Genomic DNA, 15,818 nt, shown 5'->3' on the forward strand with positions numbered 1-15,818 from the left:
GCCGAGTGTTTCGCGGTTGTGACGGCAGCCCGCGCGACCGTCTCACCCGCGATACACCCGGCCCGGCGGCTTGGGGCGCCCCCCTGTCTGGGCGCCCCGGAAGCTGACACTCTTCACGCCAAGGACGGGCAACCCGCCCGGACCACATAGAGAGGATCAAGACCATGTCCGACACGAACGTCTCCGAACGGCCCTCGGTGCTGGTGTCACCCTTCGCCGCCAGCTACGACAACTTCATCGGCGGCAAGTGGGTCGCCCCCGTGGCCGGCCGCTATTTCGACAATGTCAGCCCGATCACCGGCCTGCCGGTCTGCCGCGTCGCGCGCTCGGATGCCGACGACATCGAGCTGGCGCTCGACGCCGCCCATGCCGCCAAGGACGCCTGGGGGCGCACCTCGCCCGCCGATCGCTCGCTGATCCTGCTGCGCGTCGCCGACCGCCTGGAACAGAACCTGGCCAAGCTGGCCGCCGCCGAGACCTGGGACAACGGCAAGCCGATCCGCGAGACCACCCTCGCCGACATTCCCCTCGCGATCGACCACTTCCGCTACTTCGCGGGCTGCATCCGCTCGCAGGAAGGCTCGATCGGCGAGATCGACCATGACACCATGGCCTATCACATCCACGAGCCGCTCGGCGTCGTCGGCCAGATCATCCCCTGGAACTTCCCGATCCTGATGGCCGCCTGGAAGCTGGCCCCCGCCCTCGCCGCCGGCAACTGCGTGGTGCTCAAGCCCGCCGAGCAGACCCCGGCCTCGATCCTGGTGCTGGCCGAACTGGTGGCCGACATCCTGCCGCCCGGCGTGCTCAACATCGTCAACGGCTTCGGCATCGAGGCGGGCAAGCCGCTCGCCAGCTCCAAGCGCATCGCCAAGATCGCCTTCACCGGCGAGACCTCGACCGGCCGCCTGATCATGCAGTACGCCAGCGAGAACCTGATCCCGGTGACGCTGGAACTGGGCGGCAAGAGCCCGAACATCTTCTTCGAGGATGTCTGCGCGCAGGATGACGACTTCTTCGACAAGGCGATCGAGGGCTTCGTGATGTTCGCGCTCAACCAGGGCGAAGTCTGCACCTGCCCGAGCCGTGCGCTGATCCAGGAATCGATCTACGACCGGTTCATGGAAAAGGCGCTGAAGCGCGTTGCCGCGATCAAGCAGGGCAGCCCGCTCGACATGGAGACGATGATCGGCGCGCAGGCCTCGCAGGAACAGCAGCAGAAGATCCTGCGCTACCTCGACATCGGCCGCGAGGAAGGTGCGCAAGTGCTGATCGGCGGCGGCGCCGCCCAGCTCGGCGGCGACCTGTCTGGCGGCTTCTACGTGCAGCCCACCGTGTTCAAGGGCCACAACAAGATGCGGATCTTCCAGGAGGAGATCTTCGGCCCGGTCGTCTCCACCACCACGTTCAAGACGCAGGAAGAGGCGCTGGAAATCGCCAACGACACGATGTTCGGCCTCGGCGCCGGCGTGTGGAGCCGCGACATCAACACCTGCTACCGCTTCGGCCGCGCCATCCAGGCCGGGCGCGTGTGGACCAACTGCTACCACGCCTATCCCGCCCATGCGGCCTTCGGCGGCTACAAGCAGTCCGGCATCGGCCGCGAGACGCACAAGATGATGCTCGACCACTACCAGCAGACCAAGAACCTGCTGGTGTCCTACAATCCCAAGAAGCTCGGCTTCTTCTGATCGCCTTGCCGCTGCCCCGACGCGGGCAGCGGCCTTGAACACCGCGTTACCCTGCGGGGTCGCACCAGCCCGGCGCGGGCGCGTCATGCGCTCTCTCCCAAGCGCCCGCGTCGGGCATTTTCCGTAACCGCGCATTTTCGACACGACAAGGCGTGCGGCCGTAAGAGCTTCACGCCACAGGGAAGGATTATCCGAACATGACGAACCGCCAGATTGCTGCGGCGTGCCTCGCCGCGGCCCTCTCCAGTCTTGCCTGCGCTCCGGCGGCCTCGGCGCAGGATGCCGCAGCCGCCACCGACAGTGCTGCGCAGCCCCCTGCCCCAAACAGCGCCCCAAATAGCGCCAATACCAAGCCGGCATCCGATCTCTCGGTCAGCGTCACGCTCAAGGGCACGACCGACTACGTCTGGCGCGGCGTCAGCCAGTCGGACAACGACCCGGCCGTGTTTGCGGTCGTGAACCTCGGCTACAAGGGCTTCTATCTCGGCGCCGAGACCGAGAACGTGCGCTTTGCCGGCATCAAGCAGGAATGGGACATGTGGGGCGGCTATGTCGCCAGGCTGGGCGGCGGGGTGGCGCTCGATGTCGGCTTCGTGCGCTATGGCTATGTCGATGCGCCGATCGACATCGACACCTTCGAGGTGAAGGCGGCGCTGTCGGGCAAGGTCGGCCCGGCCTCGGTCAGCCTCGCGGGGTATCACACCTGGGACTATTTCGGGACCGGCGAGAACGCCACTTACGTCGAACTGGGCGCCTCCGCGCCGGTGATCGACAAGCTCTCGATCTCGGCGGCCGCCGCGCGCCAGCAGATCGACCGCCTGAGCGACTACACGACCTGGAATGCGGGCCTGAGCTATCAGGTCCTGCCCGGCGCCTCGGTCGACCTGCGTTATTACGACACCGACCTCGACAAGCTCGGCAGGCTGTCGAAAGCCCGCGTGGTCGGCGCCTTCACCGTCACGTTCTGAAGCCGCGCAGTCCGGCCGGGGCGATGCCCGGCCGGACTTTCGTCTCATCGCGCCGCGCCGATGGTAAAGGCGTAGGTCAGCGGCTTGAGCGCGATGCGGTAGGGCATGTGCGCCCGGCCATCGATGTTCCAGCCGGTATCCCCGCCGACGCCGGCCTGCGCCGCATCGATCAGCAGCGTGCCGTTGCCGTGCGGGCGAATGTCCGAGCTATGCGCCTGCGAGGGCGGCTTCATCGCCAGATCGGCATAGGGGAACGCCAGCGCATTGACCGAAAGCGGCTGCGCGCCGGTGACGCGCAGTCCTGTTTTGGGCCCCGTCCCGGCACCGGTCAGTTCGATCCAGCGCACGTCGGTCTTGTTGCCCGATTCCTGCGGGCGGGCGTAGTCGTGGAACTGCTCGGCCACGCTGCCCTGCCACTGGGCGATTAGGCCGCCGGTCTTGCGATCGGCATACGTCTCCTGCGGCCCGCGCCCGAACCAGCGAACGTGGTCCAGCATGGCGGGCGTCTCGAAAGCGAGGCCGACTCGCAGCGGATCGGGCAGGGTATCGCGCAAGGGTTCGAAATGGACGGTGACGCCCACCGATCCATCGGCGGCCATCGTCCAGCGCGTCTCGGTCTTCACCGAGCCGACGCCCATGTCGTGGTGGACGACGATGGCATTGCCGTCCCGCTCGATGCGCTCGACGCGGCGATGCTCGGAGAAGTACTGCCACATGGCATGGCTCTTGGGCACGCCGGAGCCCACATCGTTATCGGTGGGCGCGCGCCAGAAGTTGGGCGCGCCGCCGGTCAGCAGCAGCGTGCCGCCGCGTTCGTAGCGGGTGACGAGGCCGGTGGCCTTGTCGATCTCCAGCACCGCATCGCCCGCGGCAAGGCGAAGGGTGGAGGCGGTCTCGCCGGGCGCGACGGTACCGGCCGCGACCGGCACCACGGCAGGGGCGGAAAGCGCGAACTGCTCCCAGCCGACGACATGCCCTGCAGGCTGTGTCGGCACCGCTCCGGCCCTGGCGCGGGCACGCAGGACCAGGATGCGTTCGGCCGAGGGGTTCTTCGCCGCCGGGATCGGCAGGATGAGCGGCGCCGAGGCGCCTGCAGGCACGTCAGGGGTCGTTAAGGCCCCTCTAGAGGCTTCTCTGCCGTCCTCCATCACCGTCCAGTCGAGCGTGAAGCGCGAGAGGTCGATATGGTCGTGGCGGTTGACCACGCGGTAGCCATTGGCGTCGTGCGTAAAGGCGATCGGCGCCTGCACCTTGGCCAGTTCGTAGTATTCGGGATCGGGCGTGCGGTCGGACTGGATCACCCCGTCGCCCACCGGGCTGTCATCGCCGTGGACGCCCGGCGCCTTGGGGTCGGGATCGTAGTCGAGGCCCTGCCCCCAGTACGTGCGGCCCTGCTTGTCCTTCAGCTCCATGGTCTGGTCCACCCAGTCCCAGATGAAGCCGCCCTGCAGCTTGGGATAGGCGCGCATAGTATCCCAATAGCCCTGAAGATCGCCCAGGCTGTTGCCCATCGAATGCGCATATTCGCACAGGATCAGCGGCTGGGTGAAGGCCGGATCCTTGGCATAGTCGATCATCTTGGGCACGTCGTCGTACATCGGCGCGAAGATGTCGACGTAGCTGTTGGTCGGGTGGCGCCAGTTGCTCATGCTCCAGCCGAGGAAGTTGATCAGCCGGGTGGGATCGTTCGCCCGCACCCACTTGCCCGCCGCCTCGAAGTTGGGGCCGACACCGCTCTCGTTGCCGAGCGACCAGAAGATGATCGAGGGGTGGTTGCGGTCGCGCTGCACCATGCGCTCCACCCGGTCGAGGTGCGCGGCCTGCCACTTGGGATCGGTGGCCAGCAAGTACTTGGGATCGTTGCCATGTTCCTGCGAAAGGCTGAGATAGCCGTGGCTCTCGATATTGGCCTCGTCCATGACGTAGAGGCCGTATTCGTCGGCAAGGTCATAGAAGCGCGGATCGTTGGGATAGTGCGATGTGCGCACGGCATTGACGTTGGCCGCCTTCATCAACTCGACATCGCGGCGCATCGTCGCTTCGGAAACGACATGGAAGGTATGGGGATCGTGCTCGTGGCGGTTGACGCCGCGGATCATCACCCGCTTCCCGTTCACGCGCACTTCGCCGCCGGCGATCTCGACGGTGCGGAAGCCGATGCGGCGGCTGGTCGCCTCCACCAGCTTGCCGTTCGCGTCCAGCAGTTCGACCAGCAGCGTGTAGAGCTGCGGGTCTTCTGCCGACCACGAGCGCACGGCGGCAAGCGTGCCCGCCAGCGAAACCGTGCCGCCGTTCGCGGTGCCTTCGCGCTTCAGGACCTCGCGCTGGCCGTCCAGTACCGTTGCCCGTACACGCATGGCGGCAGGCTGGCCGGCAAGGTCGACCTTGAGGTCCAGCTTGCCGTCGCGGTAGCCGTTCTCCAGCCCGGCATCGACGTTGAGGTCGCGGATATGGGTGGCAGGCGCCGCGTAGAGCGTGACGCTTCGCTCGATCCCATTGACGCGCCAGAAATCCTGATCTTCCAGATAGCTGCCATCCGCAAAGCGGTAGAGTTCGATGGCGACGGTATTCGTGCCCGCATGGGCATAGCGCGTCACGTCGAACTCGGCGGGAAGCTTGGAATCCTCCGAATAGCCGACACGCTGCCCGTTGACCCAGATGTAATAGGCCGCGCCCGCGGCGCCGACCGTGAGCAGCAGCCTGCGGCCCGACCAGTTTGCCGGGACGGTGAACGCGCGGCGGTAAGAGCCGACTTCGTTGAGGTCATGCGCGATCCACGGCTGGTTGCGCGGAAACGGGTAACCGCTGCCGACGAAGACCGGGCGGCCATGCCCCTCGGCCTGGAGAATGCCGGGGACTTTCATCGTCTCCCACCCGCTCACGTCGAAGCCGGGCTTGTAGAAATCGACCGGGCGCGCCTCCGGACTGGGCGAGAGGTGGAACTTCCAGTCGCCGTCGAGCGAGAGATGGTAGCGCGACTTCGATACATCGCGCGACAGCGCCCCGGCGCGGGTTTCAAAGCCGTCGAACGTCGTATGCATGGGCTCCGCGCCCTGACGGATGACTTCGGGCTGCTCCCATTCCGGCGGGCCGGTCTCAGGCGTGGCCTGCGCGCGGGCCGAAGCCGGGGCCGTCAGGGCGATGATGAGACTGCCGACAGCACAGCCCTGCATGAATTTGCGCATTGAAGGCACGTTCCCCGCCTGATCGGACGGCGCACCCTAGAACCGCGCGCCGCCACTCCATAGTTACATATATCGTATACGGATTGCCACCCATTGCAACGCCGACCTCCACGCCGTCCCGCCGCAGGCAAGCCCGCAGCCGCGCGGCAATCCCGTTCTCACAGGCATTTGGCGGTGATGAAGGGGGAGAATCTGGCGCGCCCGGCAGGGTTCGAACCTGCGACCCCAAGCTTAGAAGGCTCGTGCTCTATCCAGCTGAGCTACGGGCGCGCGCTAAGTCTGCGGGGCTCCCCATAGCGCGGTTCTGCGCTCACGCAAACCGCACATCCGATCGATCCCCATCAACTTGTGCTTTGCCGAACGTTGCCGGCGGGTTACGCATGGCGGCAATGAGCGAAGCACACCTCTCCCGTATCGACGGCATGGCCGGCGCCCGGCGCCATTTCCGCTATTTCGACTACGTGATGGTCGCCTTCGTGGTGATCCTGCTGCTCTCCAACCTGATCGGCGCCGCCAAGCAGGCGGAAGTCACCTTCCCCGTGTTCGGGCCGATCACGTTCGGCGCAGGGGTACTGTTCTTCCCGGTGTCCTACATTATCGGCGACGTGCTGACCGAAGTCTACGGCTATGCCAATGCCCGCCGCTGCATCTGGGCGGGCTTCTTCGCGCTGCTGTTCATGGTGCTGATGAGCGTGGTGGTGGTGAACATCCCTGCCAATGCCGAATGGGCGCTTGCCTCGGCCACCTACACCGTCGAGGGCAAGCAGGTGACGGCGCCGAACCAGGCTGCCTATTACTCGATCTTCGGCCAGACGCCGCGCATCGTCTTCGCCTCGGTCTGCGCGTTCTGGGCGGGTGAGTTCGTCAATTCCTTTGTCCTTGCCCGCATGAAGATCATGACCCAGGGCAAGCACTTGTGGACACGCACCATCGGCTCCACCGTGCTTGGCGAAGGCGTGGACAGCGCACTGTTCTACCCCCTCGCCTTCCTTGGCGTCGCGGGCTTCACCCCGCATTCCATCGCTTTCCTTGCGATCACCCAGTGGGCGATCAAGACCGGCTGGGAAGTGGTATTGACCCCGGTGACTTACGTCGTGGTCGGCTGGCTCAAGAAGCGCGAAGGCGTCGACGTCTACGACAGCAATGTCGACTTTTCCCCCTTCGCCAAGGCGCGCAAGGCCGCGGCTGCAACCAGCGAATAAGCCGGCCAGACGACTTGGCATGACCGGTCGGCCCCGGTAGGTCCGCCGCAGCCATGCTCGACCGCATCCTCCTGTCCCGCTTCCGCAACCACCGCGAAACCGCGGTGGACGGCACGGCACAGTTCAACCTGCTGGTGGGCGAAAACGGCGCTGGCAAGACGAATGTGCTGGAGGCAATCTCGCTGCTGTCGCCGGGACGGGGCCTGCGGCGCGCTGCGCTGGCCGACGTGCCGGGACAGCAGTTCGATGGCGGCTTCGCGGTCAGCGCATCGCTGATGGTGCCCGGCAACGAACCCGTCCGCCTTGGCACCGGCGTTACGGCGGAGCGGCCCGGACGACGGCTGGTGCAGGTCAACGGCGCCGAGGCTCCGGCGGTGCGGCTGGCCGAATGGCTGTCGATCGGCTGGCTGACCCCGGCAATGGACCGCCTGTTTGTCGAAGGCGCCGGGGCACGGCGGCGATTCCTCGACCGGATGGTCATGGCCATGCGCCCCGACCACGCCAGCCACGCGACCCGCCTCGAAAACGCCCTGCGCGAGCGCAACCGCCTGCTCTCGGGTGAATATGCCCCCGATCCGCGCTGGCTGGACGCGATCGAGAGCCAGCTTGCCGAAGCCGGCGCCATGGTCGCTGCCGCGCGCGCCGAACTGGTGGAGCACCTGGAAAGGACACTGACCGCGCTGCCGGAATCCCCTTTCGCACGCCCCTCGCTGGCCTATCAGGCGGGCGGACCGATCGAAGCCGAAGCCCTCGCCCGCGCCTTGCGCGATGGCCGCCCCCGCGAACGCGCCGCCCAGCGCACCCTCACCGGCCCGCATCGCGACGAAATACTGGTGACGATGGCAGGCAAGGGGGCTGGTAAAGGCCAAGCCGCCGCCGAATGCTCGACCGGCGAGCAGAAAGCGATGCTGATCGCGATCACGCTGGCCCACTCGCAATTGCTGGAGGGCGGCACGGAGCAACGCCCGCGCCTGCTGCTGCTCGACGAAGTGGCCGCCCACCTCGACCCGCTGCGCCGCGAAGCGCTGTTCGATCGCCTCCGCGCCGGATCGGCGCAAGTCTGGCTGACCGGCACCGAACTGGCCCCGTTCGAGGCCATCGCCGCGGAAGCGGCGATATGGGAAGTCAGCGGCGGCGCGGTACGACGGTTGGATTAACGGCCTTTACTTGCCTGCTTCGGCCCCGTCTTCTTGGGCAATGCATCCGCCACATCGTCGACCGTTGCCGTGACGATTTCCTCCACCCCGATGGCGGTGGGATGGACGTGGTCCTTCTGCAGCAGGTCCGGCTTGTCGATCACCGGCTGGAGGAAGAACGGCACCAGCACGGCATCGTACTTCTGGGCAAGCTGCGGGTAGATCGGATTGAACTGCGCGGCATAGTCCTTGCCCAGATTGGGCGCGGCCATCATCCCCAGCAGCACGACGCGGATGCCCTCGCCCTGCAACCGCTTCAGGATTGCCTCAAGGTTCCGGCGCGTCTGTTCCGGCGGTAGCGAGCGCAGCATGTCGTTGCCGCCAAGGCTGATGATCGCCAGTTCAGGCTTCACCGGCTGGCTCTTGAGCGTGAAGTCCAGCCGCTCCAGCCCGGCCGCCGTGGTATCTCCCGAGACACCGGCGTTGGTGATCCGCGCGTTGACCCCGCGTGCCCGCAGGGCATTTTCCAGCCGCGCGGGGTAGCTTTCGCCATCCTCCAGCCCATAGCCCGCCAGCAGCGAATCCCCGAAGGCCAGGATCGGCCGCTCCGGCCCCATCACCGGGATCGACGGCGGCGAGTCAAGCGCGCTGGTGCTCTGCTCGGGCGCGGGCGGGCTGCCCCTGTCGCAGGCGCTCAGGGCGAGAGGCAGGATGGACACAGCCCCGAGAAGGACGATCGCTTTGGCGCGCAAGGGTTTCTCCGGTGAAATGACTTGTGGAATGGCAAGCTGCCCACCCATATGGGGTCCGTGACCGATCCTGCCCAGCCCCCCTCCGCCGCCCTTTCCGTCCACGCGCAAGACCTGCGGCTTGCATTAGGAAGCGGCGACAGCGCGGTGGAGATCCTCAAGGGCATCGATCTTGCGGTGCAGCAGGGGCAGACGCTGGCACTGCTGGGGCCATCGGGTTCGGGCAAGTCCTCGCTGATGTCGGTGCTGTCCGGACTTGAGCGGGCTTCCTCCGGCGCGCTGCATGTCGCGGGACAGGACTTTTCGGCGATGGACGAGGATGCTCTTGCCCGTTCGCGGCGCGGCCGGATTGGCGTGGTGCTTCAGGCTTTCCACTTGCTGCCGACGATGACCGCGCTGGAAAACGTGATGACGCCGCTGGAACTCGCCGGGATCGACGATGCGCGAGACCGAGCGGAAGCGGAACTCGCCGCCGTCGGGCTTGGCCACCGCCTCCACCATTACCCCGCCCAGCTATCGGGCGGCGAGCAGCAGCGCGTGGCGATCGCCCGGGCACTTGCGCCGCGCCCCTCGCTGGTCTTCGCGGACGAGCCGACCGGCAACCTCGATGCGGCGACCGGCCACACCATCGTCGACCTGCTCTTCGCCCGCCGCGCCGAAGCCGGGGCAACACTGCTGATCATCACCCACGACAAAAGCCTCGCGCATCGCTGCGAGCGCGTGGTGACGCTGGCCGATGGCCGGATCGCGAGCGACACGCTTGCTGACTGAACGCACAATCTCCTGGCGGACCGCGTGGACGCTGGCCCGGCGTGACCTGTCGGCACGGTTCAAGGGCCTGCGACTGCTGCTGGTCTGCCTGTTCCTCGGCGTCGGCGCGCTGGCGGCGATCGGCAGCCTCACCGGATCGATCGAGCACGAACTGGTCGCGCGCGGGCGGCAGGTGCTGGGCGGTGACGTTGAGTTGCGGACATGGCAGCGCACGCTCTCCGACGCGGAGATGAAGGCGCTTGCCTCCTACGGCACGGTTTCGCGGGGCTACCGCCTGCAGGCCATCGTCCGCAAGGGCGACCTTACCGCGCCCGTGGCGCTAAAATCGGTGGATGCGGGCTGGCCGCTCTATGGCCGCCTGACGCTGCAGGACGGCCGCAAGGTCGGCGCGCCGCGAGAGGGAACGATCTGGCTGGCCGAGGGCACCGCGGCGCGGCTCGAAGTGAAGCCGGGTGACACAGTGACGGTGGCCGAAGTGCCCCAGAAGGTCGGCGGGATCATCGCCAGCGATCCCGAAACGCTCTCGGAGGGCTTTTCCTTCGGCGACACCGCGATCACGGCGCTGTCCCTGCCCGACCGCGCCGGGCTGACGACCACCGGCGCGATGTATCGCAGTGCGGTGCGCGTGAAGTTCGCCGATCCCGCGCGCGATCCCGACGCGGTCGTGGATGCGCTCAAGCGCCAGTTCGGCGATGCCGCTTTCGAAACCCGTACCCGCAAGGCCGCCTCGCCTTCCACGCAGCGTTTTGTCAGCCGGATGGGCCAGTTCCTCTCGCTGGTGGGGCTTGCGGCGCTGGCGATTGCCGGGATCGGCATCGGCGGCGGCGTGTCCTCCTATCTCGAAGCGCGGCGCAGCAGCATCGCCACCCTCAAGGTGCTGGGCGCGACAAGCCGTGACATCGCTCGTGTCTACCTCCTCCAGGTCGGCGCGGCGGCGCTGGCGGGAAGCCTGGCCGGCCTCGTCGTGGGGGTGGCGGTGACGCCGCTGCTCGCCCATGCGCTGGGCACCTTGCTGCCGGTGGAGGCGGGTTTCACATTCTCCCCCTTCGCCCTGCTGACCGCGGCAGCCTATGGCCTGCTGGTCGCGCTGGTCTTCGCCGCCCCGCCGCTGGCCCGCGCGCGCAGTTTTCCGGCGATGGCGCTGATGCGCGCCCGCGTCTCGCCGCTGGCGGCCCGGCGCAAGGCATGGGCGCTGCCGGTGGGACTCGGCCTTGCCGCGATTGTCGGGCTGGCCATGCTCAACGCCGCACAGCCGATGGTGACGGCGGGCTTTCTTGGCGGTGCGGCGGTCATGCTTGGCCTGCTTGCCTTGCTGGGAACCGGCATCCGGCATCTGGCCGCGCGCCTGCCGCGTCCACGCGACCCACTGCTGCGTGCGGGGCTCGCCAATCTCCATCGCCCCGGCGCGCAGACCGGCGCACTGGTGACGGCGCTGGGATTCGGGCTTTCCGCTTTCGTGCTGATCGCGGGGGTGCAGACCAGTCTCGACGCCAATATCCGCAAGAGCGTGCCCGACCGCGCGCCCGACTACTTCGTGCTCGATATCCCGCAGGACGGTGCCCAGGCCTTCCACGATCTGGTCGAGCACGAGATTCCGGGCGCCACGGCCCACATTGTCCCCAACTTGCGCGGCCGCATCCTCGCCTTCGGCCCCAAGGGCCAGATGACGCGCGTCACCGACATGAAGGACATCCCGGACGAGGCCTGGGCGCTGAAAGGCGAACGCGGCCTGACCTATTCGGCCTACCTGCCCGAAGGCAGCACAGTCACGTCCGGCCAGTGGTGGCCGCCGATCTGGCGCGGCGAACCGCTGGTCTCGCTGGACGAGAAGTTCGCCCAGTCGGTTGGCCTCAAGGTGGGCGACTATGTGACTGTCAGCCTGCTGGGCGTCGAACGCACCGCGAAAGTCGCGGCGCTGCGCCGGATCGACTGGGACACGATGGGGCTGAACTTCGTACTGGTGTTCTCCCCCAACACGCTGGCCGATGCCCCGCACAAGCTGGCCGCGACCATCCAGGCACCGCCGGGCCACGACGGCGCGCGGTTGCTGCCGCGCCTCGCCCGCATGTTCCCGTCAAGTTCGGTGATCGAGACCGGCACCGTGCTGACCCAGGCGCGCGACCTGCTCGACCAGATGAGCGTGGCGATCCTTGCCGCCGCCTCGGTGGCGGTGCTGGCAGGCCTGGCGGTACTGCTGGGTGCCATCGCCGCCGCACGGGCCAGCCGCACGTACGACAACGTGATCCTGCGCGTGCTCGGCGCCAGCCGGGGCCAGTTGCTGACGATCCAGCTGGTCGAATACGGCCTGCTGTCGCTGGTTCTGGCCACGGTCGCGCTGGTTCTGGGCAGCGCTATGGCCTGGGCAGTGATCGTCAAGCTGTTCGAATTCGACTGGCTGCCCGACTGGCCCCGCATCCTGGCGGTGCTGGGCGCCGGCCTCGTGCTGGTGCTGGGCTTCGCCCTCGCCGGCTCCCTCCCGCTGCTTCGGGCCAAACCGGCCAGGGCGCTGAGGGAACTATAGGGCCCCAAAAAAGCCCCGAGGGGATCATGCCCCCGGGGCCTTGCCTCTATTTCGCGTCGCCTGGCCCCTCAGGCAAAGACGTCGGCGCCCGTGGGATCGAGCGGATCGTCACCGAAACGGTTGGGACCGGGCGTGCCAGGCAGGCACATGATGACCAGCGAGGCGATGCTGGCGATCCAGCCGACCATCGGGATCAAGCCTGCGAGAAAGAACCCCAGATACCACCAGCCACTCATGTCCCGGTCATGGAAACGACGCACCGTCACCGCCAGCGACGGAACGATGATCGCCAGCCAGTAGATGCCCAGAATCGACAATGGCACGATCATGCTGGCGGTGAACAAGGCCGAAGGGCCGGCACCGTTTTCGATGTCCTGGAAAAGATTGAGCGAGAATGCGAAGGCCAGGAACACCGCGCCCAACACCATCATCACGAGAAAGTTGAGAAGCGCGAACGCCCAATACTCGCCGCGCGCCGACCTGCCCTTGAAGTCGGCAAAGCGCCGGAACGGCAGAATCATATTCTGAAGCATATATTCCCCCTTGAAATTCAGGGAGATATATTTGCCGATCAGGATCGCCCCGGCAAGCAAAATGGGGCGCACATTGCTGCGCGCCCCTTGTCAGTCTGCAATCCGCGCGTCTCCTCCCCGCAGCGCACGAACCGCTTTCACGTTCCGGACTTATGCCGGTAACGCGCCGCCGTGTCGTGGGACACGGCTGGTTCCTCCTGATATTTGCAAGCCTGAAGAAGATCCGCCAGAACCTGTCCGACAACTTCGGACCGATCGTCTGGCGGGAACCCCAGCCTTCCTCTCAACCGACGCCCGGAACTTGTCGCTGTTCCGATCCGCCTTATTCTTTCGTTGCCGCCACTCTATCGGATTGCCGAAGGCTTACAATCACTCGAAAGTCGGATTCGGAGACTTTTCGGCCAGCGTGACGGGAATGTCACATTTCGGCGCGTCGCGCCCCGCTTGCCGAAACAGACCATTTCAGTTAAGGGCGCGCCAATTTTGCGGCGCAGCAGGCGCTGCTGGCCAACTCCTCGAACCGATAGGCAACGCATGTCCGCCCCGCTTCCCTTGCGCAATATCGCAATCATTGCGCACGTCGACCATGGCAAGACCACCCTCGTCGACCAGCTTTTCCGCCAGTCCGGCACCTTCCGTGACAACCAGCGCGTCGAAGAACGCGCCATGGACTCGAACGACCTCGAAAAGGAACGCGGGATCACCATCCTTGCGAAGCCGACCTCGATCGAGTGGAACGGCTACCGCATCAACATCGTCGACACCCCCGGCCACGCCGACTTCGGCGCCGAAGTGGAACGCATCCTCTCGATGGTCGACGGCGTGATCCTGCTGGTCGACTCGTCGGAAGGCGCGATGCCGCAGACCAAGTTCGTCACCGGCAAGGCGCTCGGCCTCGGCCTCAAGCCGATCGTCGTCGTCAACAAGATCGACCGTCCCGACGGCCGCCACGCCGAAGTGCTGGACGAAGTGTTCGACCTCTTCGTCAGCCTCGACGCCAATGACGAGCAGCTCGACTTCCCGACCCTCTACGCGTCGGGCCGCAACGGCTACGCCAGCTACGATCCGGACGCGCGCGAAGGCACGCTGACCCCGCTGTTCGAAAAGATCGTCGAGCACGTGCCCGCGCCGAACCTCGACGTCGACGCGCCGTTCTCGTTCCTCGCCACCCTGCTTGACCGCGACAACTTCATGGGCCGCGTCCTCACCGGCCGCGTCCAGTCGGGCACGCTCAAGGTCAACGACCCGATCCGCGCCATCGACGCCGACGGCAAGGTGATCGAAGTGGGCCGCGCCTCCAAGGTGCTGACCTTCCGCGGCCTCGACCGCGTGCCGGTCGACGAAGCCCGCGCCGGTGACATCATCGCGCTGGCCGGTCTCGAGAAGGCCACCGTCGCCAACACCATCGCCGCCCCCGAAGTGAGCGTGCCGATCAAGGCCCAGCCGATCGATCCGCCGACCCTGGCGATGCGATTTGCCGTCAACGATTCGCCGCTCGCCGGCCGTGAAGGCGACAAGGTGACCAGCCGCATGATCCGCGACCGCCTGATGCGCGAAGCGGAAACCAACGTCGCCATCCGCGTCACCGAATCGGCCGACAAGGACAGCTTCGAAGTCGCCGGTCGCGGCGAACTGCAGCTGGGCGTGGTGATCGAGACGATGCGCCGCGAAGGCTTCGAACTGGGCATCAGCCGCCCGCGCGTGCTGTTCGGCACCGACGAGAACGGTGGCCGCACCGAGCCGTACGAAACCGTCGTGATCGACGTGGACGACGAATTCTCGGGCACCGTCGTCGAGAAGATGCAGCGCCGCAAGGCCGAGCTTACCGACATGCGCCCCTCGGGCGCCGGCAAGACCCGCATCACCTTCTCGGCCCCCTCGCGCGGCCTGATCGGCTACCACGGCGAGTTCCTCTCGGACACCCGCGGCACCGGCATCATGAACCGCCTGTTCGAGAAGTACGACAGCCACAAGGGTCCGATCGAAGGCCGCCTCAACGGCGTGCTGATCTCGAACGGCACCGGTGAAGCCGTCGGCTACGCGCTGAACAGCCTCGAAGATCGCGGCATCCTGTTCGTGAAGCCGCAGGAAAAGATCTACGAGGGCATGATCATCGGCGAGAACGCCAAGCCCGACGATCTCGAAGTGAACCCGATGAAGTCGAAGCAGCTGACGAACTTCCGTTCGACCGGCAAGGACGACGCCATCCGCCTCACGCCCCCCAAGGTCATGACGCTGGAACAGGCGATCGCCTACATCGACGACGACGAAATGGTCGAAGTGACCCCGCAGTCGGTCCGTCTGCGCAAGGCGATCCTCGATCCGCACGAGCGCAAGAAGGCGAACCGCAAGAAGGACGTCTGATCCCGAAACAAAAACCCCGCCGGAGCAATCCGGCGGGGTTTTTCGTTGTGCGTCTGAAGAGCCCTGCCGGTTAAAGGCTGGAGCCGCCCTGAACCCAGTTGCGCGCTGCCTGGCGCAGCAAGTCGGTATCGCGCGGCAGGTGCGCATTATCGTCCAGCGCGCGTGTGCCGAGCAGGATGCCCTCGGAAATCGGATCGAAGAAGGCCACGCCGCAATATTGCCCGCGGGTCCACACGACTTCGCCGAAAGCCTCGAACTTGCCCCATTCGAGCAGGACTTCCCCCCCGACCTTGAGCAATGCATCGGTGGCGATCTTCGCGCCGCTTTGCGACAGGTCGGCAAGGATGCCCACCTTGGTCTGCGTGCGCGTCACCACCCGAACGGGCAGGCGCACGCGTAACCGGCTGCGGGCCCGGCGCCCGCGATCGACACCCTGGGCGCCGCCTGACGAGAATTGCGAACCGGTGGGGGCTTCAGTCATTGTGTAATCTTGCCATTGTCTTGCCTAGCCACACGTTTGCGCGGGTCTAGTGGAACTGCCTTAGACACTCCGGCTTGGCCGCAGTCCGGGCCCATGGGAAACGCGCCCCGTCCCCACGGGTTCCTTCGGCAGTTCATTATAGGGAGCCGGCGCTGCGCGGTGGACGCCGGCCGGCGCGAAAATATCTTCCCCATGCTTCCATGTTTGCGCTTTGCCG

Annotated in this window: 11 protein-coding genes and 1 tRNA gene; 7 read left to right on the forward strand and 5 right to left on the reverse strand. The window is 66.5% G+C overall.

All coding sequences use genetic code 11. The features are described 5' to 3' along the window. The first annotated feature begins 164 nt into the window (after positions 1-164). On the forward strand, positions 165-1,691 hold the full coding sequence (gene adh / locus OKA11_RS13155; protein WP_267220955.1) for an aldehyde dehydrogenase: 1,527 nt from the start codon (positions 165-167) through the stop codon (positions 1,689-1,691). A 197-nt stretch (positions 1,692-1,888) separates the two neighbouring features. Beyond that, complete coding sequence (locus OKA11_RS13160; protein WP_267220957.1) at positions 1,889-2,659, forward strand: TorF family putative porin; 771 nt, start codon at positions 1,889-1,891, stop codon at positions 2,657-2,659. Positions 2,660-2,703: 44 nt separating this feature from the next. On the opposite strand, the gene OKA11_RS13165 is transcribed toward OKA11_RS13160, so the two are convergent. Together OKA11_RS13165 and OKA11_RS13170 are read right to left on the reverse strand one after the other, a co-directional pair. Next, positions 2,704-5,832 (reverse strand): glycoside hydrolase family 2 TIM barrel-domain containing protein, encoded by a 3,129-nt coding sequence (locus tag OKA11_RS13165; RefSeq protein ID WP_267220959.1) that lies wholly within the window; start codon positions 5,830-5,832, stop codon positions 2,704-2,706. Positions 5,833-6,037: 205 nt separating this feature from the next. Continuing rightward, positions 6,038-6,114: transfer RNA gene (locus OKA11_RS13170), tRNA-Arg, on the reverse strand. A gap of 119 nt (positions 6,115-6,233) precedes the next feature. Here OKA11_RS13170 and OKA11_RS13175 point away from each other — a divergent pair. Both OKA11_RS13175 and recF read left to right on the forward strand, forming a co-directional pair. After that, positions 6,234-7,046, forward strand: coding sequence for a queuosine precursor transporter (locus OKA11_RS13175; RefSeq protein ID WP_267220961.1), 813 nt, complete (start codon positions 6,234-6,236; stop codon positions 7,044-7,046). A gap of 53 nt (positions 7,047-7,099) precedes the next feature. Next, complete coding sequence (recF, locus tag OKA11_RS13180; RefSeq protein ID WP_267220964.1) at positions 7,100-8,203, forward strand: DNA replication/repair protein RecF; 1,104 nt, start codon at positions 7,100-7,102, stop codon at positions 8,201-8,203. On the opposite strand, the gene OKA11_RS13185 is transcribed toward recF, so the two are convergent. Then, a complete protein-coding gene (locus tag OKA11_RS13185; protein ID WP_267220966.1) occupies positions 8,200-8,934 on the reverse strand; it encodes an arylesterase in 735 nt (244 codons plus the stop codon). The two genes, recF and OKA11_RS13185, sit on opposite strands and share 4 nt — an antisense overlap. Before the next feature lie 48 nt (positions 8,935-8,982). Here OKA11_RS13185 and OKA11_RS13190 point away from each other — a divergent pair, with 48 nt between their 5' ends. Together OKA11_RS13190 and OKA11_RS13195 are read left to right on the forward strand one after the other, a co-directional pair. Continuing rightward, positions 8,983-9,702: an ABC transporter ATP-binding protein gene (locus OKA11_RS13190; protein ID WP_267220968.1), complete on the forward strand. Its 720-nt coding sequence runs from the start codon at positions 8,983-8,985 to the stop codon at positions 9,700-9,702. Continuing rightward, positions 9,668-12,223 carry an ABC transporter permease gene (locus tag OKA11_RS13195; RefSeq protein ID WP_407673449.1) on the forward strand — a complete coding sequence of 852 codons (2,556 nt, stop codon included), beginning with the start codon at positions 9,668-9,670 and terminating at the stop codon, positions 12,221-12,223. Before OKA11_RS13190 ends, OKA11_RS13195 begins: the two co-directional genes overlap by 35 nt. A 68-nt stretch (positions 12,224-12,291) precedes the next feature. Here OKA11_RS13195 and OKA11_RS13200 read toward each other — a convergent pair whose 3' ends face one another. Next, entirely contained in the window at positions 12,292-12,828 is a 537-nt protein-coding gene (locus OKA11_RS13200) for a DUF805 domain-containing protein (RefSeq protein WP_267220970.1), read from the reverse strand. A gap of 462 nt (positions 12,829-13,290) precedes the next feature. On the opposite strand from OKA11_RS13200, the gene typA reads away from it, so the two are divergent. Then, positions 13,291-15,120 (forward strand): translational GTPase TypA, encoded by a 1,830-nt coding sequence (gene typA / locus OKA11_RS13205; RefSeq protein WP_267220972.1) that lies wholly within the window; start codon positions 13,291-13,293, stop codon positions 15,118-15,120. A 70-nt stretch (positions 15,121-15,190) separates the two neighbouring features. Here the strand turns inward: typA and OKA11_RS13210 are convergent, their stop codons facing one another. Continuing rightward, positions 15,191-15,601, reverse strand: a complete 411-nt coding sequence (locus OKA11_RS13210) for a PilZ domain-containing protein (RefSeq protein ID WP_267220975.1) — start codon at positions 15,599-15,601, stop codon at positions 15,191-15,193. Positions 15,602-15,818 lie beyond the last annotated feature (217 nt).

It is taken from the genome of Novosphingobium clariflavum, assembly GCF_026420865.1.
Taxonomy (GTDB): domain Bacteria; phylum Pseudomonadota; class Alphaproteobacteria; order Sphingomonadales; family Sphingomonadaceae; genus Novosphingobium; species Novosphingobium clariflavum.

Coding starts and splice junctions, on each gene's coding strand:
- OKA11_RS13190 (WP_267220968.1), top strand. CDS start 8,983: ATGGGGTCCGTGACCGATCCTGCCCAGCCCCCCTCCGCCGCCCTTTCC.
- OKA11_RS13165 (WP_267220959.1), bottom strand. CDS start 5,832: ATGCAGGGCTGTGCTGTCGGCAGTCTCATCATCGCCCTGACGGCCCCG.
- OKA11_RS13210 (WP_267220975.1), bottom strand. CDS start 15,601: ATGACTGAAGCCCCCACCGGTTCGCAATTCTCGTCAGGCGGCGCCCAG.
- typA (WP_267220972.1), top strand. CDS start 13,291: ATGTCCGCCCCGCTTCCCTTGCGCAATATCGCAATCATTGCGCACGTC.
- adh (WP_267220955.1), top strand. CDS start 165: ATGTCCGACACGAACGTCTCCGAACGGCCCTCGGTGCTGGTGTCACCC.
- recF (WP_267220964.1), top strand. CDS start 7,100: ATGCTCGACCGCATCCTCCTGTCCCGCTTCCGCAACCACCGCGAAACC.
- OKA11_RS13160 (WP_267220957.1), top strand. CDS start 1,889: ATGACGAACCGCCAGATTGCTGCGGCGTGCCTCGCCGCGGCCCTCTCC.
- OKA11_RS13175 (WP_267220961.1), top strand. CDS start 6,234: ATGAGCGAAGCACACCTCTCCCGTATCGACGGCATGGCCGGCGCCCGG.
- OKA11_RS13195 (WP_407673449.1), top strand. CDS start 9,668: ATGGCCGGATCGCGAGCGACACGCTTGCTGACTGAACGCACAATCTCC.